Origin of the sequence: uncultured Methanobrevibacter sp., assembly GCF_902769175.1 — an archaeon.
Taxonomy (GTDB): Archaea; Methanobacteriota; Methanobacteria; order Methanobacteriales; family Methanobacteriaceae; genus Methanobrevibacter.
Window position 1 is genome coordinate 62,843 of sequence record NZ_CACXNW010000023.1, and the last position, 25,316, is coordinate 88,158.

General features: G+C 29.7%; 22 protein-coding genes. 9 read left to right on the plus strand and 13 right to left on the minus strand.

Annotation, left to right across the window (positions count from 1 at the left end; translation table 11 throughout):
- Nucleotides 1-58: 58 nt before the first annotated feature.
- From QZV12_RS09200 to QZV12_RS09215, 4 genes are all read left to right on the plus strand, one after another.
- Nucleotides 59-1,150: a glycosyltransferase family 2 protein gene (locus QZV12_RS09200; RefSeq protein ID WP_295620738.1), complete on the plus strand. Its 1,092-nt coding sequence runs from the start codon at nucleotides 59-61 to the stop codon at nucleotides 1,148-1,150.
- Between the two features lie 198 nt (nucleotides 1,151-1,348).
- Nucleotides 1,349-1,675: a signal recognition particle subunit SRP19/SEC65 family protein gene (locus QZV12_RS09205; RefSeq protein WP_295620678.1), complete on the plus strand. Its 327-nt coding sequence runs from the start codon at nucleotides 1,349-1,351 to the stop codon at nucleotides 1,673-1,675.
- A 118-nt stretch (nucleotides 1,676-1,793) separates the two neighbouring features.
- Nucleotides 1,794-3,293 (plus strand): DHH family phosphoesterase, encoded by a 1,500-nt coding sequence (locus QZV12_RS09210; protein WP_295620681.1) that lies wholly within the window; start codon nucleotides 1,794-1,796, stop codon nucleotides 3,291-3,293.
- 673 nt (nucleotides 3,294-3,966) lie between these two features.
- Nucleotides 3,967-4,794: a MarR family transcriptional regulator gene (locus QZV12_RS09215; protein WP_295620684.1), complete on the plus strand. Its 828-nt coding sequence runs from the start codon at nucleotides 3,967-3,969 to the stop codon at nucleotides 4,792-4,794.
- A gap of 489 nt (nucleotides 4,795-5,283) precedes the next feature.
- Here the strand turns inward: QZV12_RS09215 and QZV12_RS09220 are convergent, their stop codons facing one another.
- From QZV12_RS09220 to QZV12_RS09250, 7 genes are all read right to left on the minus strand, one after another.
- On the minus strand, nucleotides 5,284-5,976 hold the full coding sequence (locus tag QZV12_RS09220) for a Dna2/Cas4 domain-containing protein (protein WP_295620687.1): 693 nt from the start codon (nucleotides 5,974-5,976) through the stop codon (nucleotides 5,284-5,286).
- Nucleotides 5,977-6,129: 153 nt separating this feature from the next.
- Nucleotides 6,130-6,576 (minus strand): RDD family protein, encoded by a 447-nt coding sequence (locus QZV12_RS09225; RefSeq protein WP_295620690.1) that lies wholly within the window; start codon nucleotides 6,574-6,576, stop codon nucleotides 6,130-6,132.
- A gap of 30 nt (nucleotides 6,577-6,606) precedes the next feature.
- Nucleotides 6,607-7,617, minus strand: a complete 1,011-nt coding sequence (gene hypE, locus QZV12_RS09230; RefSeq protein ID WP_295620693.1) for a hydrogenase expression/formation protein HypE — start codon at nucleotides 7,615-7,617, stop codon at nucleotides 6,607-6,609.
- Nucleotides 7,618-8,053: 436 nt separating this feature from the next.
- Complete coding sequence (locus QZV12_RS09235; RefSeq protein ID WP_295620696.1) at nucleotides 8,054-8,431, minus strand: 30S ribosomal protein S8e; 378 nt, start codon at nucleotides 8,429-8,431, stop codon at nucleotides 8,054-8,056.
- A gap of 543 nt (nucleotides 8,432-8,974) precedes the next feature.
- Nucleotides 8,975-9,784, minus strand: a complete 810-nt coding sequence (locus QZV12_RS09240; RefSeq protein WP_295620699.1) for a zinc-ribbon domain-containing protein — start codon at nucleotides 9,782-9,784, stop codon at nucleotides 8,975-8,977.
- A gap of 82 nt (nucleotides 9,785-9,866) precedes the next feature.
- Entirely contained in the window at nucleotides 9,867-10,547 is a 681-nt protein-coding gene (locus tag QZV12_RS09245; protein WP_295620703.1) for a TIGR02253 family HAD-type hydrolase, read from the minus strand.
- A gap of 143 nt (nucleotides 10,548-10,690) precedes the next feature.
- Nucleotides 10,691-11,371 carry a DNA polymerase domain-containing protein gene (locus QZV12_RS09250; protein WP_394350732.1) on the minus strand — a complete coding sequence of 227 codons (681 nt, stop codon included), beginning with the start codon at nucleotides 11,369-11,371 and terminating at the stop codon, nucleotides 10,691-10,693.
- Nucleotides 11,372-11,746: 375 nt separating this feature from the next.
- On the opposite strand from QZV12_RS09250, the gene QZV12_RS09255 reads away from it, so the two are divergent.
- A complete protein-coding gene (locus QZV12_RS09255) occupies nucleotides 11,747-12,010 on the plus strand; it encodes a winged helix-turn-helix domain-containing protein (RefSeq protein WP_295620706.1) in 264 nt (87 codons plus the stop codon).
- Nucleotides 12,011-12,161: 151 nt separating this feature from the next.
- Here the strand turns inward: QZV12_RS09255 and QZV12_RS09260 are convergent, their stop codons facing one another.
- From QZV12_RS09260 to hemB, 4 genes are all read right to left on the minus strand, one after another.
- Nucleotides 12,162-12,938 carry an exodeoxyribonuclease III gene (locus QZV12_RS09260; RefSeq protein ID WP_295620709.1) on the minus strand — a complete coding sequence of 259 codons (777 nt, stop codon included), beginning with the start codon at nucleotides 12,936-12,938 and terminating at the stop codon, nucleotides 12,162-12,164.
- 81 nt (nucleotides 12,939-13,019) lie between these two features.
- Nucleotides 13,020-14,567, minus strand: coding sequence for a phenylalanine--tRNA ligase subunit alpha (locus QZV12_RS09265; RefSeq protein ID WP_295620714.1), 1,548 nt, complete (start codon nucleotides 14,565-14,567; stop codon nucleotides 13,020-13,022).
- Between the two features lie 252 nt (nucleotides 14,568-14,819).
- Nucleotides 14,820-15,719: a triphosphoribosyl-dephospho-CoA synthase gene (locus QZV12_RS09270; protein ID WP_295620716.1), complete on the minus strand. Its 900-nt coding sequence runs from the start codon at nucleotides 15,717-15,719 to the stop codon at nucleotides 14,820-14,822.
- 15 nt (nucleotides 15,720-15,734) lie between these two features.
- On the minus strand, nucleotides 15,735-16,730 hold the full coding sequence (hemB, locus tag QZV12_RS09275; RefSeq protein ID WP_295620718.1) for a porphobilinogen synthase: 996 nt from the start codon (nucleotides 16,728-16,730) through the stop codon (nucleotides 15,735-15,737).
- Nucleotides 16,731-17,038: 308 nt separating this feature from the next.
- Here hemB and aroC point away from each other — a divergent pair, with 308 nt between their 5' ends.
- The gene (aroC, locus tag QZV12_RS09280) at nucleotides 17,039-18,142 is read left to right on the plus strand and encodes a chorismate synthase (protein WP_295620720.1); all 1,104 of its coding nucleotides are present in this window, start codon (nucleotides 17,039-17,041) and stop codon (nucleotides 18,140-18,142) included.
- A gap of 289 nt (nucleotides 18,143-18,431) precedes the next feature.
- On the opposite strand, the gene QZV12_RS09285 is transcribed toward aroC, so the two are convergent.
- Both QZV12_RS09285 and QZV12_RS09290 read right to left on the minus strand, forming a co-directional pair.
- Nucleotides 18,432-19,343 (minus strand): MBL fold metallo-hydrolase, encoded by a 912-nt coding sequence (locus QZV12_RS09285; protein WP_295620723.1) that lies wholly within the window; start codon nucleotides 19,341-19,343, stop codon nucleotides 18,432-18,434.
- Between the two features lie 42 nt (nucleotides 19,344-19,385).
- Complete coding sequence (locus tag QZV12_RS09290; protein WP_295620726.1) at nucleotides 19,386-20,312, minus strand: DUF2121 family protein; 927 nt, start codon at nucleotides 20,310-20,312, stop codon at nucleotides 19,386-19,388.
- Nucleotides 20,313-20,881: 569 nt separating this feature from the next.
- On the opposite strand from QZV12_RS09290, the gene QZV12_RS09295 reads away from it, so the two are divergent.
- From QZV12_RS09295 to QZV12_RS09305, 3 genes are all read left to right on the plus strand, one after another.
- A complete protein-coding gene (locus QZV12_RS09295; RefSeq protein ID WP_295620729.1) occupies nucleotides 20,882-21,262 on the plus strand; it encodes a desulfoferrodoxin in 381 nt (126 codons plus the stop codon).
- 379 nt (nucleotides 21,263-21,641) lie between these two features.
- Entirely contained in the window at nucleotides 21,642-22,151 is a 510-nt protein-coding gene (locus QZV12_RS09300) for a hypothetical protein (protein WP_295620732.1), read from the plus strand.
- An 84-nt stretch (nucleotides 22,152-22,235) separates the two neighbouring features.
- Nucleotides 22,236-24,569 carry a DHH family phosphoesterase gene (locus tag QZV12_RS09305; RefSeq protein WP_295620735.1) on the plus strand — a complete coding sequence of 778 codons (2,334 nt, stop codon included), beginning with the start codon at nucleotides 22,236-22,238 and terminating at the stop codon, nucleotides 24,567-24,569.
- Nucleotides 24,570-25,316: the final 747 nt, after the last annotated feature.

Here is a 25,316-nt window from a genome sequence, read left to right on the forward strand (position 1 = left end):
TGATGATTGAATAAAAAAGGGAGGAATTTCTATTAGCGAATTTAAGATAAGCATAATCATACCTGTTTACAATGGAGAGAAATACCTTCCAACAACTTTAGATTCTGTAATCAATCAGACAATAGGCATTGAGAATTTGGAAATCATCATTGCAAATGACTGTTCAACAGACAATACAAAGGCAATCATTGAAGAGTATAAGGAAAGAATCAATAATGAAACTGGTAGGCAAACCATTAAGTCAATCCACTTGATTGAAAATGCAGGAGGAGCATATGGTCCCCGCAATCTTGCATTAAAAGAGGTGCATGGAGAATATATGATGTTTGTTGACTCTGATGACACATTTACAAATGATGCCTGTGAAACATTATACAATAAGATCAATGAATACAACTGTGATATAGCCTTTGGAAGGTATCTAAGACATTATCCAGAGGAAAATACAATAAGGAAATCCTACACCCCATACATTGACAGCTTAAAAAAGCCTTATATAGATTATCTTGATGATTTGGTTGAAGGATCTAATTTCAAGGGATTTGTAGGATTCATCTGGAAAAACATAATGAGCAGATTCTTCTATGGAAAGTCTATTGATAAGGGAAACAATGAAGAGATATTCATTGAAAAGATTAAAGTGGAAAATGATGATGAAATAGCTATATTAAAGATCTTGCCATCATTCTGGACTAAGATATATAGAACCGAACTGATAAAAGACAATGACATCAGATTTCCTGATTGCATTTCTGCTGAAGACTTGAACTTTTTATTGGAATCATATTTCAAAAGCGAAAAGGGAATTCTGTTTTTAAACAATAAGGTTGTCTATAATTACTTCATGAGAATGGAAGTTGAGGATAAGTCTGTTACTAAGAACATTAATTTCAGATTGGTTTTTGATTCAATAAGGGCATATAGATTATCTTCAAATCTTTGTGACGAATATGGAATCAGAAATAAAGACCTTTTCCTAAATCCATATCTATTGAATTGGATTAGTTTATGGCTGTCAAGGGACAATTCCAAAGAGGAAAACAAAATATTCCTAAAAGAAGTCCAATTGATGGAAAAGGGAAAAAAGAATGGATTAAAGTATAAATTGATTTTAAAGCTAATTAAAATAATGCTAAAAATCAAATCTTAGAATAAAGTGAAACAATTTAAAAACAATGAAGAATCATTAGACTATAGATTCTAAATTTTAAAAGAATTTATTTTTTCCATCTGAAAAGTTTGAAAAAAACTAAAACTATTTTTAAAAAACTTGGAAAATAAAAAATTTTTAAATATTATGCTAACATATTATAATTAAGAATAACTAAAAATTAAAAGAGGTGAAAATATGAAGGATGTAATGATTTGGCCAATATATTTGGATGCTGAAAAATCCTTGAATGAAGGTAGAAAGGTTTCCATGGAATATGCAATCAAAGAACCTAAAATCAAGGAGATTATTAGAGCTACTGACAGATTAAGATACAAATATACTGCTGAAGAGGATAAGGCTTATCCTGGAGAATGGTATAATAAATCAGGCAGAGTCATAATTACCACTGACGAAAGCAAAAAGGAAGTATTGATTAATCTATCAAATACCATTAAAAAAATCAGAGAAACCAAACAAGCCAATAGGTCTAATAATAAGAAAGGCAAAAAAGGAAAAAAATAATTGAATTCAGTCAAAACCAATGAAAAAAAGAAAAATAAACTGAACTCAAGATTTCCTATGAAATAAAAAAAACCAATCACTATTTCATAGGAAAGAAAAAAATAAAAAAGGCGTTAAAATGACAGAATACATACCACCAGAAATGAAAGAAAGATATGAAAAAGCCAAAAGGCTTATAGAAAACAGTGACGACATTAAGATTTACAGCCATACAGATTGTGATGGAATATCTTCAGGAGCTATCTTAAGCTGCATATTAGACAGATTAGGAAAGAAATTTGAAATTGAAATCGTAAACTTAGACGTTTTGGAAAATGTTCCTATAGAACATGAATTAACAATATTTTCAGATTTAGGATCAGGTCAGCCTATAGACAAAAATGCAAAGGAAGATTCCAAAATAATCGTATTGGACCACCACCCACCTCTCAGAGGAGAGGATTACTATAAAACAGTTGATTATGAATATCTAGAAATCAATCCTTATTTTTATGGCATAAACGGTTCACAGAAAATCTGTGGAGGTGGAATGTGCTATCTTCTCTCTAAGGAATTTGGATATAACGACTTAAGCTGGATTGGAATATTAGCTGCAATTGGAGATATCCAAAATGGAAAAACCGGAAAATTGGAAGGATTGAACAGATCCATCTTAAAGGATGCCAAAGAGGAAGGATTAGTCAACATTATTGAAAATGACTTATCACTTTATGGAAGGCAATCAAGACCATTATATGTTGCATTATCATACTTCACTGATGTGAAAATATTTGCAAACGATGATGAAAAGAAGAGAAATGAGGCATTGGACCTACTTAAAAGCCTTAACATAAACACTTGGGATGAAAAAAATGACATGGCTCTCAGAGCTTGTGACTTAAATCAGAAAGATAAAAATAAGCTGATTAAGGCATTGATTTTAAGGATTTCACAGCTAATTCCTCCAAGATATGCAGTTCATATACCAAAACTGGTTATGGGAGAAAGCTATGAATTTGCAAAAGAGGAAAAATACACATTTTTAAGGGATGCATCTGAATTTTCAACTGCAATGAATGCATGCGTTAGAAATGAAAGGCCTAAAGTTGCATTGAAGCTATTAGAATTGACCATAAAAAGAAATGAATACCTATTGTCTAATGACCTTAATGATATGCAGGATATTGAAGGGGATAGAGCAGTTGTGCTTGATGAACTTGAAGGAATTTCAAAAGAACATAGAGCTTACTTAGCCCAAAATATCCAAAGAGTTGGAGAATCTGATGCAATCATACAAAAGGATAATTTGCAATACTTTGATGGTGAAGGCATAAGAAGCAATGTTGTAGGCACAATAGCTGGAATGATTCTCAGTTATGGAGATTGGAGAAAACCTATAATTGCATTTACTCAAGTAAGCGAGGAAAATCAGGACTTGAAGATTTCCCTTCGTTGCTCAAAGCTTTTAGCCTATGATGGAGTGCATTTCGGATCAATAATCAGGGAAGTTGCCCAAAGTTTAGGCGGAAATGGTGGAGGGCACGATGTTGCTTGTGGAGCATATATTCCTAATGAGGAAAGAGATAACTTTTTAGATTTAATGAATGAACGATTGGAAGGAAGATTAGTTCTTGATTAAGTTCATGAACTTCTTAATTCTTTTCATTCAATTATATGCTTATTTTAATTAAATTCTATTTTTACAAGATTCTAAATTCTTTTTACACTTATCCTTATTTTATCAAATTCTATTTTTACAACACTCCAAATTCTTTTACACTTATGCTTATTTTAATTAAATTCCATATTTACAAGATAAATTCTTTTCACACTTATTTATTTTAATTAAATTCCATATTTACAAGATTCTAAATTCTTTCCATACTTATTTATTTTAATTAAATTCCATTTTAATCATTTTCACTTAAATTTACAATATAGCTCTTTTTAATTTTTTCAATTATTTTCTTTCTACACATGATATTCTTAAAATGACTTTTTGTCCACAGTCATTTTTATTTAAATTATTGCATATCCAATAACTTAATGAACAAATTTATAAAAATCATTTTAATTAAATTCGCTTAAACTGATATAAATATTAAAAACTATCCAGAATAGCTATTTTTAAAAAAATTCATTGAATAATATATTCAATTAAACTTTATTTATTGAAGTTTTTGACAGAACCTATAATGATACAGTCAAATATACTTTAGAAAAAAGTAAACTAAACTTTAAATAAGATAAGATACATAATAAAAAATAACTAGAAAATATGAATTTTTTCAAAAGAAAAAGAAGTGATAATTATGGAAATATTGCAAAAAAGAGGAGCATTAACTCATTTTCAAATATTAGGAGAAATTTCCAAGCAAGAACCTAACCTTAAGCAAAAGGATTTAGCTGAATGTTTAGGAATTACAATTCAGGCTGTTTCTGAAAACATCAAAACATTAACTGAATTAGAATACATTACTTCAAAAGATGGAAGAGCTCCATACAAAATAACTCAAAAGGGAATTGCTAAAGTTAAAAAAGATGCAATCACCTTAAGAAAATATTCTGACACCGTTCTTGAAACCATGACCTATTATAAATCCACTTGGCCTGCAATTGCTAAAGAAGACTTGAAAGAAGGAGATGAAGTAGGTTTATACATGGATGACGGCAGATTATATGCTTCCATCAATGCTCAAACAAATGCTTATGCAGATGTTATAGTAGACACTAAAAAGGGATATGATGTTGCCTTAACCAATCTAAAGGGAACCATTGAAATCAAAGACAGCAAAATCTTGATTATTACATTGCCTCCAATAAAACAAGGAGGATCCCGTGCTGCAGATTGGGACTTGATCAAATCTATTTTTGATGGAAAATATGAAAACTATGGTTTAAGTTCCATTGATAAGGTTGCAGCTATAGGTACTACTTCACATGTAATAGCTAACAACTTAAACATTCCAGTTGATATTGAATTCGGAGTTAGCGAAGCTGCTCAATCTGCTGTTAGAAAAGGATTGAATGTATTGATTCTTTCAATCGGAGATATGAGCAAAAACATTAGTAAGGATTTAGAAGATGCTAATGTCCCATATCAAGTGGTAGATGCTAAAAAAACAATTAAAGAATTTTAAAATATAATTTATATATTTTTAAATTCACTTCTTTTTTTTATACTTTTTTTATTCAAACTTTTAAATTCTATTTTTAAAAAGAAATTAATAAATAAATAATTTAAATTCTATTTTTAAAAAGAAATTAATAAATAAATAATTTAAATTCTATTTTTAAAAAGAAATTAATAAATAAATAATTTAAATCCTATTTTTAAAAAGAAATTAATAAATAAATAATTTAAATCCTATTTTTAAAAAGAAATTAATAAATAAATAATTTAAATTCTATTTTTAAAAAGAAATTAATAAATAAATTATTTAAAAAAAAACTAATTTTGAAAAGAAATAAAATAAAAAAGATTAATTAAGAAAAAACTAATTTTAAAAACTAATTAAATAAAAACAAATTTAAAAAAGAACTATTTTTAAAAAGAAAATAAACAAGACAAATATTTTATAATTAAAAAACTATTTTTAAAATAAAAAAAAAGAAAAAGAATTCCAAAATTAAATAGCTTTTTCTTCACAATAACTTTGGAATCTGCAGCTTCTGCATTTATTAGGATTCTTAGTAGGAATAGGTCTCCTTTGATCTTCAATTAATCTATGCAGGAAATTGATTTGATATATAATGTTCTTCTCATTGTTTTCATTAAATTCATCATGCCAAAAGATATTGTCTGTTCCTCTTTGTCTTAATGCAGCAATTATCTGACGATTATCATTTCCAATCATGCTTTTAAAGGCTAAGCAATATGCAAAGACTTGATTGATTGTAGAACGATATGCCCTATTTCCTGGCTTATCATCTATGATGACTATCCTATCAGGAGTCATCCAAATCTCATCAATGTATCCTCTGATTCCATTTTCAGTATCAATTACAAACATTTCACGAGATAATACTTCAGCTTCCTTAGAAGCTTCAAATGCATCTTCAAATGTTGATGGCTGAGCAGTTTCCTTAAACTTCTCTTCTAATTTAGCATGTCCCATAGTTCCTTCAGTCATCTCTCGAGTTGGTGCAGTGCTAACGCCTTCAGAATATTCAAGATATAAACTGTATTCACAATAAGCCTGTGTATTTAGCCAGCTAATTGGAAAATTAGACTTATCTTCAATTATCCGAACCATCTTATAGTTTTTATGAGGCTCATAATCTAAAATATTGTACTCCATCTGAATTAGTTTATTCTCCATAAAATCCCCCTAATCTAAATAATACCATCCGAATTAGTTTATTTTCCATAAAATCATAATCTAAATAATAATTAAAATAATAATTAAAAAAATAAAATAAAATTTGCAATATAAAAAAATAGAAAAAATAGAAATAAAAATTAAAACTAATTATTATTGTCTATTGGTAAAAAATATTTCTGTGTTTTCTTCAACAACAGTAGTTCTGCTGATACCATCAAAAAGTCTGGTTTTGCCAGTGATTCTTCCAAGAATCACATCAAAAATAATTGGGAACCAGTAAATTTTAGAAAGAGACCTGATTAATGCTTGGGTATAAGTGATTGAATAGTCTCTTCCAAGCCTGCCTCTTCTTGGTGTTCTTGCTTTTACTTCAATAAACATCAATCTTTTACCTACTGTTGCACCTAAATTCTTCTCTAATATTGTAAAATACGCTAAGATTAAAATTGGAAGAATAAATACAAAGTAATGGTAAATTTGGAATATATTGAGGTAGTTAATGAAGAAATATGCGAAGTATGAAAATATCCACATAAATGCAGAAACTACAAAGAAATCAAGAATATATGCTATTGTTCTTTTGAAAAACAAATTCATCGTGTTCACCTTTACTTTTAAATTTTTAAATTAACATACTCTTGGAACAGGGTCAGCAATAGGAGTTTCCAATATTCTAACTCCACCGATTCCTGTTTCAATCAATACTTTATCATCATCAATTACTTCACCGATAATAGCTGCATCCTTACCATATTTATCAGTTTTAATAGCTGCCAATACTTCTTCAGCCTTTTCTGCCTTTACACCCATTAAGACTTTTCCTTCATTTGCAACTTCATATGGGTCGATTCCTAACATATCAGATGCTGCTCTAACTGCTTCCTTAACTGGAATTGCCTCATCCTGAAGCATGATTCCAACACCGGATTTGCGAGCCATTTCATTAATGCAGTTTGCAAGTCCGCCACGAGTTGGATCTTTCATAGCGGTTACTCCACCTACTTCAAGAGCTTTGGAAATGATTCCCCACATTGGAGCGACATCAGATTTCAATTCTGTTTCAAAACCAAATCCTTCCCTAAAGGACATTAAGCTCATTCCATGGTCTCCAACACTTCCAGTAATGATAATCTTATCTCCAACACTTAAAGTAGAATCTTTAATTACTTCTCCTTTCTTAGCTATTCCAATACCGGTGGTTACTATAACAATACCATCTAACTTATCCTGTTCCATAACTTTGGTGTCACCAGTAATTACTGCAACATCAGCTTCTTCACAAGTATCACTTAAAGATTTGATGATTTTGTCTAAATCTTCAATTGGAAAACCTTCCTGTAAGATCATAGCATTAGAGATAGCTAAAGGCTTTGCACCCATTACAGAAACATCGTTAATAGTTCCTGCTGCGGATATTCTGCCTATATCTCCACCAGGGAAGAATAATGGATTAACAGTATGACCATCAGTTGTTACAACGATTTCATAATCTCCAAGAGGAATTGTAGCACCATCATCTAATGCATCTAAGCCATATCCTCCTTCAACTGATTTTTTTGATAAATTATTTAGAATGGTTTGTGAGATTAAATTTCCCATAACCTCTCCACCAGCACCATGTGACATTCCTATTTTCATTTTATCTCCTTAAATTGCAAATAATTATTATAACTGTAAAAAGCAAACTATTTGAATTGCTTTTTAAATAAATTAAGATTTTTATATTAATTAATAGTTTATAACATTATAATATATTAATTTAATATTAAATAAGTATTTCTAAAAATAGTAAAATAGATTAAAGTAAAAAATAGCTAAATAATTAAAATACTAAAAAATCAAAAATAGCTAAAACAATAAAAAATTGAATAAATATCAAAAAATCAAAAATAAAAATAGTGAAAAAGAAACCAGTCACGAGTAAACACTCACAACCAGCTAAAAGGTTTTACAAACTTTTAGAAAAAGTTTATAAAAATAATTTTTTCAAAGGTTTAAACCTAAACAACCCATGAAAATATTTTGGTCAAGGTTTTTAGCCGAAGGCTAAAAAGCTTGGGCAAAAAGCTTGGATTTATTCTACGATAACTCCGTTAATAACACCATCTTGACCAGGTCTTGAGGTTACTTTTGCATTTCCGATTGGGGTTTCTACAATAGCACCTTTAGTGATGATGTTCCTTCTTACGTAGTTTGGGTTAGCACTGTTTTCAATTACGTTGATAATGTCTACAGTTTGTGCTTTACCATCAGTATCAATAACGTTAATTTTGTTGTCTGCAGCTAATCTGTGTTTTTCGTTTCCACCACGGGTTCTGATTTTTCTTAAAGATTTTTCACTTAATCTGGTTTCTGCAGATTCTCTACCTAATTCAGATTTCCTTTTTCCACGATTTGCAACTCTTCTAGCACCAGATGGAGATCTGGTTGATTTTCCTTGACAAATAGCCATAACAATATCTCCTTTATATTATTTTTTCCGTAATCTATGTAATTATTAAAATAACCTTTCCATTAAAATCCCTTTTAGTAAATTTTCCATAGGATAGTCTAATGGAGTAAGTTTATTAAAATTTGAAACTCAAAAAACAAGCTGACCGCTTTGCTTGATAAAGAGATAAATCCAACATAAAAGTTAAATTTAATTTTTTATTTATTTTAGATTTGAGAATAATTTCTCATAAATAAGCAAGTTAATTAATGATTCTTACTGCAAGATAAAATAAGAATGTATATATTTATATTCAAAACTATATATAAAGGTAACTATTTTTAGAACCTTAAAAAATGAAAAAATGCTAAAAAAAGATAGAATAAAAAAAATTTTTAAGAAAAAATGAAATTATTAAGAAAAAATGAAATATTAAGAAAAAATGAAATATTAAGAAAAATATTAATTAATTTTTTCTAAGCAATTTACTTAACAATCCATGAAAAAATTTTTGGTCAAGGTTTTGCGTTGCCGAAGGCAACGGAAAAGCTTGGAAGCTTGGGGTTAAAATAACTTATCTTCCAATGTTTCTCCACGGTTAATGGCTTCAGCAGATTGGTATGCATCAAATATTGACCATAGCCATATAAGAATATAAGTTAAAACACCAATGAGAATCAACATTAAGATCCATGAGACTATTGCAAGTATAAGGAAATAAAGCCCCTTTGTAGATTGATCATTATAGAATTGACCAAGCCCAGGGAATAGGAATGATAATATTACTGCAACAATAGGTGTCTTTTTCTGAACCTTCTTAATGATGGTTCCTTGAGTATTTGCAGTCATCTTATCTAAATTAAATCCACAGTTAGGACAGAACTTTACATTAGGACTTAATTCTGTACCACAAGAAGGGCAAAACTTAATGGCTGCACTTTTGCTTAAGTCTTCTGTAGACTTTCTACAAGTAGGACAGAATTTAGTATTATCTGCCAATTCAGTTCCACAGTTGCTGCATTTTTTAATAGTTTTTTCAATATTAGGAACAGTCACTTCAGCCTTGTTTTCAACATCAGCAACTGCATCTACAGCAGTATCTTCACCTGCAACCGCAGATTCAGCATTTTCAGCAACTTTATTACCTATACTTTCACTAGTTTCTGCAACTTTATCATTTATATTTTCACTAGTTTCTGCAAGAGTCACTTCATTTGAACTGCCTCCAGCTTGATTTAAAACAGCTGGTTCTTGTGAATAATCTGCACGGATTTCTTCTACAGCGACTTTAGATAAGTCTGCACCACAGTTTCTACAAAATTTATTTATATTGTCTTGTTCTTTACCGCAATCAGGACATATGACCATTGCCATACAATAACCCCCTAATTTAAAATAATAATTAAAAAAAGTAAATTAAAAAAATTGTTAATTAAAATTTAAAAGATCTTCAATTCTATAAAATAGTATCTACATCTGAAATACTGTCTAAAACAATTATATCAATATCCTCTTCATTTACTCTTTCCTTTTCTTCTTCAGATAAGGTGGAATTTACAAGAATAGCACTCATACCAGCGTTAACTGCTCCCATACAGTCAACATCCAATTTATTTCCAACCATGACACTTTTTTTAACATCACAGGCCATTCTTCTGCATCCTTCAATATATATTTCAGGGTCTGGCTTTTCAACACCTACCTCTTCTGAAGTGATTACAATATCAAAGAAGTGATACAAATTCAATCTAACTAATTTTTCCCATTGCTTAATGGTGATTCCATTAGTGATAGCACATAACTTATATCCTTTACTTTTAAGATAAATCAATATTGCACTTGTTCTTGGGAAAGGTCTTAAAAGAGCAAATTTCACATTGTGATAGGTTGTCATACCAATAGCTACTAAAAGAGGGTCTTCTTTGCCTAAAACCTCTTCTGTCAATATATTAAAGTGTTTGGAATAATTTGAACCTTTTTCCTTAATGATATCCTTTAATAAATCATATGCTTCATCAGGTTCTAAAGGCAAACCATTATTACACATACTTTCAATAGCCGCATGTCTTGCTAAATCAGCAAAACTTGAAGTATCCACAAGAGTATCATCAATATCAAAAAATACAGCTTTTGTCATTGTTTACACCAAAAAATACAAAATGTTTTTATAATTCATTCACAATTGTTTACCAATAATATATATTTTATTTTATTATTATATAAAAATTCCTAATAATTATTCATTAGTTTAAATATTTCCAAATTTCAATTCGTTATGAATTAAAAGAAAGCATCTAAACTTTGTTGTCTTTCATTTGAAGATAATTCCATCAATCTTTGTTTATCATAGCCTAAAGGTTCCATCATACGTGAAACTGCAGGAATCAACTGATTTTCAATATAATAATCCTTATCATATTCAACTCCTTCACTGTATTCGTAAGGAACTGCCCTTTCACTGATTGAGCCTTTGCCTTTGCTAATAATGTATTGAACAATAGTGCCTTTTCCCACTTTAATTCCATGAGCTTCTATCTCACGGGCAGCGATTACATGAGGCCCTATCTGTTTGTAATCATCAAGATTTTTTGTAATTTGAGTATGGATAATCAGCTCTTTCCTATCTAAATTTCCGGATTTGATTTGCTTTAAAACTTTACTGATTATTTTTTCAGCCTTTTTTACATCCCCTTCCCTCAAGATTGCCATCAATATGTCTTCTTGTGTCTTTTTAGCTATTGGTGCCCAATCTCTTCTAACAAGCTCTAAACCTTTTGCAATGATCTTTCCATCTTCAATTACTGCATAACGTTTTTTGCTTACAAAAAATCCTCTTCTATAGAATCCTTCAAATTCCAATTCCATAGTATCCGGCAGGGACCCATTAAAATAAGATAAAAACTTATCTTTCTGTACTTTTATCTCATTTTCAATAGCTAACTGTTCAGGGGATTCAATCATAATTACACCTAAAAAATTCTTATATATAATTATATTATTTTTCTCTATTTTATAAATATGTATTATTTGAATATTTAAAACACAGAATTTATTCAATTTTCCTTAATTGTTTTAAGGAATGGTTTCTTATAAAATTAATTGATTTTCTAATATTTAACAAAAACTAATTCAAAAAAATAATGGATTTTTTAATATCTATCTAATATCTATCAAATATCTATCAAATATCTATCAAATAGATATAAGAAAGATAAACATTTAATATACCATAGCTAATCTATTATTAGAAATAGTTTAACATATTAAACTTTAGAAAAAGTTTTATATGATACTAACAATATAGTTTATATAGCATAAAACAATTAAAGGGATACTATGAAAGACTCTGAAAAGATAATTATAGAATTCGTCAAATTGTCAAAAAACCGAGAGAAAGTGCTTAAAGCATTGGAAAATGAAACATTGAAGCCTACTGACATAAGCAAAAAGACAGACATCCATAGAAACAATGTCAGCAGAATTTTAAGTCAATTGCGAGAAAAAGATTTAGTTCGATTATTAAATCCTGAAAACAAAAGAGGAAGATTATACGAATTAACTGATTATGGTCAAGAAATACTAAATTTAATGAAATCTTAATGATTCATTACTTTTTAATATTAAAAATTAATCTTTATGATCATTAACTTTTTTTTAATATTAAAGATAAGATTAAAAAAAAAAGCCCATATTAAAAAATAAGTTAAATACAGTATAAAAAAAAAAAAAAAAAAAATATAATTAAATATAATTATATTTCTATTTCTAAAGCAATAGGACAATGGTCTGAGCCCATAACATCAGATTTAATATAGGAAGCCTTTACATTGTCCTTAAATTCTTCATTGACAAAGAAATAATCTAAACGCCATCCTACATTTCTAGTTCTAGCACGGGTTCTGTAACTCCACCAAGTATACATATCATTCTCATTTTCATGCAACATTCTAAAGGTGTCGATATAGCCATTAGCCAAGAACTTAGTTACCCATTCTCTTTCTATAGGCAAGAATCCGGAAACATCCTCATTGTTTTTAGGTCTTGCAAGGTCTATTTCCTTATGTGCAGTATTTAAATCTCCACAGATAACTAAATTATGACCCTTATCCCTTAAGTCATTAGTGTAATCAAGGAATGCATCATAGAAATCAAGCTTGTATTTCAATCTGTCATCATTCATGACGCCATTAGGATAGTAAATATTCAAAAGAGTGAAATCATCAAAATCCAATCTTTGAAGTCTTCCTTCAACATCAAACTTTTCTATTCCCATACCTGAAATAACTTCATTTGGCTCAATGGAAGTGTAGGTAGCTACACCACTGTATCCTTTTCTTTCTGCAGAATTAAAATAGCTTGTATAATCTGGAATATTCACCAATTTCTTTGGCAATTGATCAACTTGAGCTTTGGTTTCCTGAAGGCAAACGATATCTGCCTTTTCTTCATTGAACCAATCTAAAAAGCCTTTTTTATAAACGGCTCTAATACCATTTACATTCCATGAAATAAGTCTAATATTTGTCATAAAAATCACATTTTTTATAAATAAAATTTAAAAATTAAAATAAAAAAAGATAAAAAAAGTAAAGTATTAGTTTTAAAGAAATTATTCAAACTTGATTCCTTCATCTAAAGGAACTTCTCTTAACCAACTAATATCACTTTTATAAAGCATTCTAATATCAGATAAATCGTATCTGATCATAGCTAAACGTTCAATACCTAAACCAAATGCTAAAGCAGGAGTATCGATTCCTAATGGCTCTAAAACTTCTGGCCTAAACATTCCACATCCACCAAGTTCAATCCAGCTTTCCTTTTCTTCCAAGTAGATTTCACATTCTGTGGAAAGATAGGTGTAAGGGAAATAAGCAGGTCTGAATCTTACTTCAAATCCTAACTTTTTATAAAACTCTTTTAATGTTCCTAATAAGTTTTGATAATTGATTCCAGGAGCTGCAACTAAACCTTCCACTTGATGGAATTCAGGTAAATGCTTATAATCGAAGGTTTCTCTTCTGAATACTCTACCTACTGAAAACATTTTAATAGGAAGGTCTCCTTTAGCTAATCTTTGAGTTGAAATTCCAGTAGTATGAGTTCTTAAAACAGATTGGCGAGCAATGTCTTTATCCCAATCATAGTTCCAACCTTCAGAACCGGTGTTTCCACCATCTTCATGGGTTTTTGCAACTCTTTGAACAAGTGCATCATCCGGCAAATCACAAGTCAATGGATTTTTTACATAGAAAGTGTCTTGCATTTCTCTTGCAGCATGGTCTTGAGGCTGGAAAAGTGAATCGAAATTCCAGAATGCAGATTCCAAGTAATCTCCTTTGTCTTCTGTAAAGCCCATATTCAAGAAGATTTCTCTGATTTCCTGAATAATTCTTCTTAAAGGATGTTCTTTACCTGGGAAGAATTTTGGATACTCTGCATTAATGTCATAAGGTCTGTACTTTAAATCTTTCCAAGAGCCTTCCTTTAATTGCTGGTGAGTCAATTGAGTAGCTTCCTCTTGAATGGTAAATCCAGTAGCTAATATTTCACGACCGAAATCAGTTAATTTAAAACTGTGTGAAACGGTCTTATTTTCAGCAATCAAATTTTTCCTACCTATAAGAGCAGCTAAACCTTTATTCATACCTTCATCAAAAACTTCCCTGGATAATGATGCCTTATCAATGAGAGTATTCAATAGAGATTCATCTTCCCCTAATTTATCTTTGGTAGACTCACCTTCGTCAGTAATGGTTAGAACTCCCTTGTCCATATTAGCCCATCCTTTACGAATCAACCAACCAATGGAAATGTTAACCTCTTTCTTATCAAAATCTTCTAAATTAGATAGATCTTTCATAGCCAATTCTTTCTTTTCTTGCAATACTTTTAAGATTCTTCTTTCAGGAAGTCCTTTTTCAGCATATTTTCTACCGTTTTCAGTTAAGCTGAACTTTTCCTTAACATCCTTATTGACGATAATGATTCCTTTTGAAGCTAATGAACCTGCAGCACTCATAACAGATTTAATATTCAAGCCAGTATTTTCAGCTATTTCCTCTGGACTTGTATTTTCATTAATCTCTAACTCTTTCAATAATTTCTTTTCATAAATATGCAATTCATTTATGGTTTTATTAATATCTTCACTCATCTAAACACCAGATGCTTTTTTATAATTAATTGGATAAGTATAATTGATAATAGATTATTATTAGATAAGACCTTAAAATATCTATTATTTCATAATATTATAATATATCTTTAATCTAATTAATAAATATATTCAAAAAAGAAGAACTTTTACATAGAATTAATTAAAAAAAATAGTTTAAAAAAAAAGAAAATATAAAGGAATTAAAAATTTAAAATTCCTTTTAAAAATCACAATAAGAACATATATCCTTTAAAATTCCTTTTTAAGATAAGATAGGAATATAGATGCTGCAGTCAAATCAGCAGTTGTTCCGGGATTATAACCATTATCATAAAGATAGTCATCAAATTCCAAAAGCTTTTCAACAAAGGAATCATCATCCTTAAATTCCAATATGCCTTTAGCCTTTAAAGAAACGGATTCAGCCACTTCATCACCATATTTTCTTGAAATGAGAGTGTCTGGAATTTCAGATAAAAGCTTTATGAATGTCAATACTGTTGCCTTATTTATAACATCCACATCATCACAGGAATCCCAAAATTCTGTAAAGGTAGGGTATCCTATTTCAAAGCAAACAGGCATTTTATTGGTAAGCTCATTGGCTAATCTGTCCCAACCTGCAGAGATATGCAATACATCATACATTGTTTGATTGTTTGCACACAATTCATCCTTTGCCTTTTCACTCATAACATCAAACTCTTCCTGATCTCCCATTCCACCAGCATCTGCAACATTGATTGCATCGTAAAGGTTTACTGCATCATCAACAGTTGTAGCATCCATTAAGCGACCTACATTTTCTTGAATCTCATCAAAGCCATTACTAATTGCAGCTGCAGCAGCTATAGGAATGCACATCATCATAATACCTAAATTAGTATTGGTTTCAATCCATTTGTCTGTTTCCTTAACAGCTTGAAGGATGAATTTACCTAATTCTGCTTTAGACAAGTCATCAATTTCTTTAGCTTGACTTGCAACCTCTTCCATAGTGTTTCCAATAACAACACCACTGATTAAAAAGTCCTCAAAGACCATATCATCGTAATTGCGAGTTCTATGTACATTTCCAGGTTTTGGCCAACCGCTTACTTCAAGAACAGATGCAATTTGAGCCAATTTAGCAATTTGTTTCGCTTCCAAAATTATTCCTCCCATTTATAAGTGATCTAAAGCATATGGAGCAAAGTTAGTTATAATCAAGTCAGCTCCAGCTCTTTTAATAGATAATAATGATTCCATAATAGATTCTTCAGTCAAATAACCTTTTTCAATACCTGCCATAATCATAGAGTATTCGCCACTGACATTATAGGTTGCCAAAGGCAAATCAAACTCTTCCTTAATGGTTTTAATAATATCCAAATAAGGCAAAGCAGGCTTTACCATCAAGAAGTCTGCCCCTTCAAAAACGTCAAGCTCTGCTTCCCTGATTGCTTCACGAGCATTTGCAGGATCCATTTGATAGGATTTCCTATTTCCTGCAGATGGAGCAGAACATGCAACTTCTCTAAATGGAGCATAGAATGAGGATGCAAATTTGACTGAATAGGACATGATCATTGTATTATAATATCCATTTTCATCAAGAATTTCCCTTAATGCTTGGATTCTTCCATCCATCATATCAGAAGGTGCAACTATATCTGCACCTGCTTCAGCATGAGAAAGTGCAACCTTAGCAAGATATTCCAAGGATTCATCATTTAAGATTTCAAAGCCAAAGTCAGTGTCTTCATTCTTTTGGATTAAACCGCAATGGCCATGAGAAGTGTATTGGCATAAGCATACATCAGTGATGACAACCAAATCAGTTTCAGATTTAAGTTTGCGAACTGTATTTTGAACTATGCCATTTGAATCAAAAGCAGGAGAACCGATTGCATCCTTCTTATCTTCACTTGGAATTCCAAATACAATGATTGACCTTAATCCTTTTGATTCCAATTCCTTAGCATACTCAACAGAGTCATTTAAAGAGTATCTGTATTCTCCAGGCATTGTAAAGATAGCTTCCTTTTCACCATCTTTTAAATCCTCTTTAACGAATATTGGATAAATTAAATCTTCTTTGTTTAATTTTGTTTCACGTACGATATCTCTAATCTTAGAGTTTTTCCTATATCTTCTCATTCTTGTTATTGGAAAATTCATATTTTCACTTCTCAATGATTGAATATTAAATTATTATTTAAATAGTGAATAGATTAAAAATTTTAAACCATTTTAAAGTTTAAAATATATTCATATAATAATATATGGAAAGAATCATATAAATTTTTCATAAGAAATGAGAAATAATTAATAATTAAATGAAATCCTTAAAAAACTTAAAATATATTAATCTAAATAAAAATATTTAATATTAGAAATATTTTAAGAAAAAATCAATTAGAATAATAAACAAAATATGATTTAAATTACTTAATATTTACAATTCAAATAAAAATCTGAGGAATTATATGACAAATACCATTGGAAAAATATTTTCAATAACAAGTTTTGGTTCCAGTCATGGAAAAGCGCTTGGAGCAGTAGTAGATGGTTGTCCTGCTAATTTGGAACTTAGTGAAGAGGATATTCAAATTGAATTAAATAAAAGGAGACCAGGTACAAGTGCATTAACAACATCCAGAAAGGAAGGAGATAAAATCGAAATTTTATCTGGAATTTTCGAAGGAAAAACAGATGGAACACCAATTGCTGGAATCGTATATAACACCAATCAAAAATCTAAGGATTATTCAAACATCAAAAACACTCCAAGGCCAGGGCATGGAGACTACTGCTGGTTGGAAAAATATGGAATCTACGACTACAATGGAGGCGGTCGTGGAAGCGGCAGAACCACTATTAGCCATGTTATAGGTGGAGCTATTGCAAAGAAATTACTTCTTGCAAAAGGAATAAAAATCATTTCCCATGTAGTTCAAATTGGAGATGTCAAAGCAGAAAATGTTGATTATGAAAATCTTGAGGAAAACATTGCTAAAAACAATGTTAGATGTGGAGACCTTGAAGCTGCCAATCTTATGGAAGAACTGATCATTGCCAAAAAACAGGAAGGAGATTCTGTTGGAGGAGTAGTTGAAACAATTGCAACCGGAATTCCTGCAGGGCTTGGAGAACCTGTTTTTGGAAAGCTGGATGGTGAATTGGCACAAATCCTAATGAGCATAAATGCAGTGAAAGGAGTTGAAATAGGATTAGGCTTTGATAGTGCAAAATCAACTGCTTCAGAAATTAATGATGAATTCTACTATGATGAAGATGGAAGCATAAAAACCAAAACCGATAATTCTGGAGGAATTCTTGGAGGAATGAGCAATGGCATGCCAATCATATCAAGAATAGCAGTTAAGCCAACACCTTCAATATCTAAAATTCAAAATACTGTAGACTTATCTAAAAAGGAAAACACAACTCTTGAAATCACTGGAAGACATGATCCATGCATTTGTCCAAGAGTTACTGCAGTTGCTGAATCAGTTACTGCTATTGTATTAGCAGACCATATGATTCGTGGAGGATTTATACATCCTACCAACTTAAATAAAGACATATAATTGAATAAATTTCGTGGAAAATCTAAATTTTTCATGGAATTACTTTTTTTATAAATTATTAAAATAATAAAAATACTTTTTTTATATAAATTATTAAAAAAATAAGAATACTTTTTTTAAAAAAATCATAAAAATAATAATTACTTTTTTTATAAAATTTTCTAAAATTAAATTAAATTGATTTTAAAAAAAAAAGTTCAAAAATAAGACAAAATAAGAAAAATATTAATTATTTCTTATTATATCAAAAATAAGACAAAATAAGAAAAAAATAGAAAAAAGAAAAATATTAATTATTGTTATTATAATTATTTTTCTGATTATCCCTTTTTTTATTTGGTTTATCCTCAACATTAACAGCAAAAACGTCTTCCTGTTTTAAGCGATTAGCAAATCTGTCTTTAAGACGAATCATTTTAGAACATTCAGGATACTTTTCATTGATATCCACTCTCATTCCATCAAAAGCAGCTAATGTTCTAACACCAGTCTTTTTAGAAACCCTAATTGCCTCTTCAACTGGATTGGCAGCAATCATCTTAAATCCAAAGTGAGTCATTATTGCCAAACTTGGCTGGACTTTCTCAACAAGGTCTATGAAATTGCTTGTACACATATGTCCTTTAATTGATCTTACTCCAGGTCTTAAAACGCTTCCTATCAAAATATCTGCATTCTTATGATACTTTGCCAATTCATCAAAATATCCTGTATCTGCAGTGTATGAAATTCTGAATCCATTATTTTCCATTTGGAACCCTACACCTGTAGGATCTCCATGCCTTGTTTCAGTTCCTTTAATGGAAAATGATGGGAAACGAACCATTTTGTTAGGTACTAAAACCAGATTTTTAGAATTGCTTTGATGATACTTTGATATTACAGGACCCCAACGCTGATAATTCTCAAAAATGGTCTTACCACCCATGATAATACCATTGTTTTTAGTCATGCCTCTTGTCATGGCTTCAATGAAAATCTCAGCATCGTTATAATGGTCTGTATGTGAATGTGAAATAAATACACCATCTATTTTTGTAGGATTCACCCCATATTGGTATGATCTGACAAGTGCACCTGGTCCTGGGTCAACTTGATAATTTTTTCCTCCAAAATCATCAATTCTAAACCCTCCAGTCATTCTTTTCTGACTAATAGTGGCAAATCTGCCTCCACCAGAGCCTAAAAAAGTTATTTTCATTATTGTCACCTTTTATAAATAACAAGCACTAATAAACCTCATTTATTCTAGGTGACATAAAATGATATCACATTTTAAATTAGCTTTATTACGTTTAATGCATAAAACCTCATTTTCTATTACAACTTGGTCTTTTAATAATGGCTCGTCTTCACCTTCAACAAACATGATAACATTTTCACCAGGTTTTGCAAGGAGTTTCCAATTGATGTCAAATGCCCTAACATCAGGATTTAATTTCACTTGAATCATCTTATCATCAATTGAATCGACAATACCTACAGGACCTTCATCAATAATAGTGGAAGCTAATTTAATGGTTTCATTTTGTTGCAATAAGTCTTCTCTAAGTTTAGCTCTAAATTTAGCTAAAAGATTTATATCCATTTCAATAACTTCATCCAAGTAAGGCTGAACCTTATCCTTATACAAATCATTTTGCTGAATGACCACATCATATTTAGTGCCTACTGATGGTGTCTTTTTAGAAATATCATCTAATATTTGTCCAAATATATCTCCCATATACTTTAAGCTAAAGCTTGGCTTCCATTTTTCCTGAAGAATTTTATTAGCTAAAGATTTTGTAATCTTGTTTCCAAATACAATGATGGAAGATTCTCCTCTTTTTCTATTTACAATCTCAGAACCGGTAAGTTCAATGATTTGGAAACCGTTGGTTGTACCATAAATTCTTTTTCTTTTGGTTTCCATAGTTCCTCTTGAACTGACTTCACCGACTGCTACATTTTCAAGACTTTTTACTTTAGTAGCATCGTCAGTTATCTTCAAGCTTATTCCAAGCTCTTCTGCTCTTGCATATAATTCTTCATCACTGGTAATGTCACCAGAGTAAATTTCTTGTTCTAAAAGTTCACGTTCCTCTTTAGAACCAAAATAGGCAATTCTTCTTTTATCTCCTGCCATTACACATCCTTTCTTTCCAACATAAGCAATTATTAAACTCATACTCTCACATCGCTTAAGTATAGGCATATTAAATTTCAAATAATCTTTAATTGTCAATAGTCCAAATTATACTTTCAACCTATGCCTAATCTTATCATTAAATTTTTTTATTTAATTATAACTCTAAAATTCCAATAAAGTTGAAAAAAAAACTTATAAAAAATACAATTAAACTTTAATTTAATCCGAAACTTTAAAAACTTTAATGAAATTTTAATATATTAATTTATATTTATATATTTACAAATATAAAAAGTTTTTAGAAATATTTTAAAAATATGGCTAAAATTAATCATAAAATAACAAAAATATGAAAATTTCAAACAATAATCAAAGTTTACAGAATCAAAATATAGTCTAAAAATCTCAAATAAACAAAGTTTACAGAATCAAAATATAATCTAGAAAATAAAGATTAAAGAAAAAAAACCCATAATAAACCTACAAAAAAACAAAGAATAGAGAGAAAACCAATGCCAAATACTTAAAAAGATAAATGTTTTAATAATATAAAACTTTATATATTGTAAAATACAAATTAAGATTAATTATTATTTGGAGGAAATAATATGGCAAAAATCAATGAAATTTACAGATGTAACCATTGTGGAAACATGGTAGAAGCTATCGTAGAAGGCGCTGGAGAATTAGTTTGTTGTGGAGAAGCAATGGAACTTTTAGAACCTAGACAATTACCAGAAGGTGGAGTAAAACACATTCCTGTAATTACCAAAGAAAATGAAAAAATTGTCGTAACCATGGGAGAAGAAGCACACCCAATGTTAGAAGAACATTACATTAATTTTGTTGAATTAATTGTAGGAGATCAAGTTTACCGCGCTAACTTAAAACCTGGTGATGAACCTAAAGCAGTATTCGATGTAAATACAGAAGTAGAAGATGTAAAAGCTATTGAATATTGTAACATCCACGGTTTATGGCATTCATAAGTATTATTTTTTTAAATAATACTTTTTTATTTTTATTTTTACTTTAACTATTTTTATTAAGAATTTTAACTAATTTTATAAAGAATTTTCAACTATTTTTAACAATTTGATAATTATATTACGATTTGAACTAATTTTATCAATTAAACTCATTTTCAAAAACATTTCAACTATTTAAACTAAAATAGTTAGAATTAAAATCATTTTCAAATAGATCCAAGTATTTAAATAACTTTAAATATTTTGACTATTTAATTGTAAATTATAAAAATTACTAAAATTTATTAAATATGATAATCATAGTATTAATATTATAGTATATTACTTACTATTAATATAATAAAATTTTTTAAAAGAAAAAAAGAAAATATTTGATACTATGAGAAAAGATATTTTATTAATTGTTTTGATATTGATAGCAGTTGTTAGCATTAGCGGATGCATAAACAGCCCTATTGATAACATAAACAACAGAATGAAAGATTTGAATACTGACATTACTGAAGGAGATACTGATTATAACTCTGCCATTAGTGCAATTAATTCCCGCGATTTTGAAAGTGGAAACAATAATATTCAAATTGCAAAGGAAAAGTTTAATGATGCAGAATCAAAGCTTTCAGAAATTGAAGAATATGAAGATAATCTAAATGAAAGTGTTTATAAGGATTATCTTGATTTAATTAAGGAAGAAGTTTCATTAAAGAAGCAAGCAAGCGATGAACTGTATTTAGCTATGCAATACTACAGCAATAATGATTCATATTCTGGAAATTCATATGCCAACTCAGCAAACTCTATAATGAACAAGGCAGTGATTCTTCAAGGTGAAAGAAATCAATTAGTGGAAGATAATTCAGAATTATTCAAAAAAGCAGGAATAATCTAAAAATAAAATATTTATAATCAAATGAATCTCTTAGGTAATTTATTAAATTTATACAAATTCTTAAATCAAATGTGAGAGATGAAAATGAAAAAAGCATGTCCTAAATGTGGTGGAACTGGTTCCATAATCGTAGATACAAAAATTTGTGAAACTTGTGATGGAACCGGTTATGTAGATACTTTTGAAATGAAAAATCACTTTAAAGGAGTAAACAGTAATGCTAGAGCAAAATTTGATTTAGATGCTGATCAAGATGTTCCATGCGAAGCATGTAATGGAAAAGGAACAGTAGATATATTGGAAGACTGTCCTTACTGTAATGGAACTGGAGAGATTACTGTTTGCAATAGTTGTGGAAAAATTATTGATTCTGATAAGAACTATTGTGATGACTGTTTCGAAAAGCAGGAAGAAGAGAAAATGAAAAAACAAATGGAAAGAGAAAAGAATCCAGAAAAGGTAGTTGTTGAATCTGATATTTCTGGAAAGGAAATCGTTTATGAATTAGACGGATTATGTGAAATGAGTGACTTGGAGCTTAATGGAATATATAAGGGAAAAGTCACAAGAGTTGAAAGATACGGTATCTTTGTAAGCTTAAACAATCAAGTTTGGGGATTAATGAGAACAAGGAATTCCCACAATAAGGTTGGAGATTATGTATTCGTGAGAATCGTCCAAATCAAGGAAAGAAAACGTGAAGTGGACATGGCACCAGCAAGCGTTTTCAAAGGAGAATATGTAATCAAAAAAGTCAAAAAGAATATTAAAAGAACCAAGATTGCAACTCTCGATGATTCATCCTTAAAAAGTGTTGTTAAGGTTAATGGAGAAGTCATTCAAATTCAACAAACATCAGGCCCTACCATTTTTACAATTACTGATGAAACTGCAATCACTTGGGCAGCAGCCTTTAATGAACCAGGAGTTAGAATGTATCCTGAAATCGAAATGGGTGACATTGTCGAAGTGATTGGAGAAGTGAATACTCATAATGGAGAAATCCAAATCGAGTCCAGCAGCATTGAAAAGCTGGAAGGTAAAGAAGCAGATCAAATGAGAAAATTCATTGATATCGCTTTAGATGAAAAGGCAGAACCTGAAGATGTGGATTTCTTAATACAAAGCCCTGTTTTAGATAGGTTAAAGCCTAAAATGAGAGAAGCTGCAAAAGTAATCAGAAGAGCAATCTTAGATGGAAGATCCATTTTAGTAAGACACCATGCAGATGCAGATGGTATCTGTGCTGGAGTTGCAATGGAAAAAGCGGTTATTCCATTGCTAAAAGAGTTTAACCCAGATAATGATGTGGAATACCATTACTTCAAACGTTCTCCAAGTAAAGCTCCATTCTATGAATTGGAAGATGTTGTAAAAGACTTATCCTATGCATTGGAAGACTTGGACAGGCATGGCCAAAAATTGCCATTGATTGTACTCTTGGATAATGGTTCTACTGAAGAGGATATTGTAGCTTTAATGCAGGCTAAAATCTATGACATTGAAATTGTTGTTATTGACCATCACTTCCCAGGAGAATTGATTACAAAAACATTAAGAACTGGAGAAACCATTGATGGAAATGCGGAATGCAATAATGAGGATATAATTGCTGGAACCGTTGCAGTTGATGAATATGTTGATACCCATGTCAACCCATACCTTGTTGGAGGAGACTCCCAAATTACTGCAGGTGCATTGGCAACTGAAGTGGCACATATAATCAATCCTGAAATAAAAGACTTGGTATTGCATTTACCTGCAATTGCTGTTTTAGGAGACCGTGCAGAAGCAGATGAAGTTGAACAGTATGTCCATCTTGCATCCAAGAAAGGCTATGATAGGGAACAGTTAAAGAAAATTGGTGAATGTATCGACTTTGAAGCATACTTCCTTAGATTTATGAATGGTAGGGGAATAATCGACACTATTTTAGGTGTGGACAATATTGATAAACATCCTAAAATGGTTGAAGCATTATATAAAGAATACTTAAGACGTGTAGATACCCAAATGAAAGCAGCTATACCTAATATTAAAAGGGTTCAACTTGATAATGGAATCTACTTCAATGTTTTAGATGTTGAAAAATATGCTCACAAGTTTACATTCCCTGCTCCAGGAAAGACCTGCGGATTTGTTCATGATAAAATAGTTAAGGAAATCGGTGCGGACAAGCCAATCATCACTCTTGGACATGGTCCAGACTTTGGAGTCTTAAGAGCAACTGATACTGTTCATCAGATGTTTGGATTTAATGTAAACAATATTGTTATCAGTCTTGCAGATAAAATACCTCAAGCTGGAATTGATGGCGGAGGTCACGAATGTGCAGGATCAATCAAATATATTGAAGGTCTTGGAAAAGAAGTTTTAAGTCAAGTTCTCAATGAAGTCCAAAATATGAGTAAGGAATAAGATTAAAAAAATATTTTTCAAAACTTGAAATAATTAATATGAAAATTTTTAATAAAATTTTTTATTAATTATTTTTTTCTATTTTTTCTATTTTTTAAAAATTTTTACAAATATTATAATTTAAAAAATTTATAAAATTTTTTTTACAAATTTCAAAATGCTAATTTTTCTAAAAAAAATTTACAAAATATTGTTCTTGAAAAAATTATAAAACATTTTTTACAAAATTTCAAAATGCCAATTTTTCTAAAAAAAAATTGAATTCAATAAGGATTTTTAAAAATTGATTAAAACATTATATCTAAGCAACCTAACCTATCTTGTTAAACCAAATTTATACTTTTTATACAACATTCAAGTAAATTAATTTTATGATTAATTAAATTAATTATATTTTTATAACATATCATTTAATGAAAGTTTACTATGTGATTATATCACAAAAATGAAAATATGAAAAATCACTATAATTCATTTGGGAAAAATCAATGAAATGATAAAATTTTTGAAATTTAAAAAAAAAAATAAAAATATGTTTGATAATGTGAAAACTATTAAAATTATAAGAACAAAATAAATTTTTGAAAATGATGATTTGAAAAAAAAAAACATCTTGAGAAAAAATGAAAAAAATATTTTTAAAAAATTAAAAAAAAATCAAAAATAAAAATTAGAAAAAATAATTATAATAAAATAAAAAAAAATTAAAAAAAAAAAAACAAAAATAAAAATTAGAAAAAATAATTA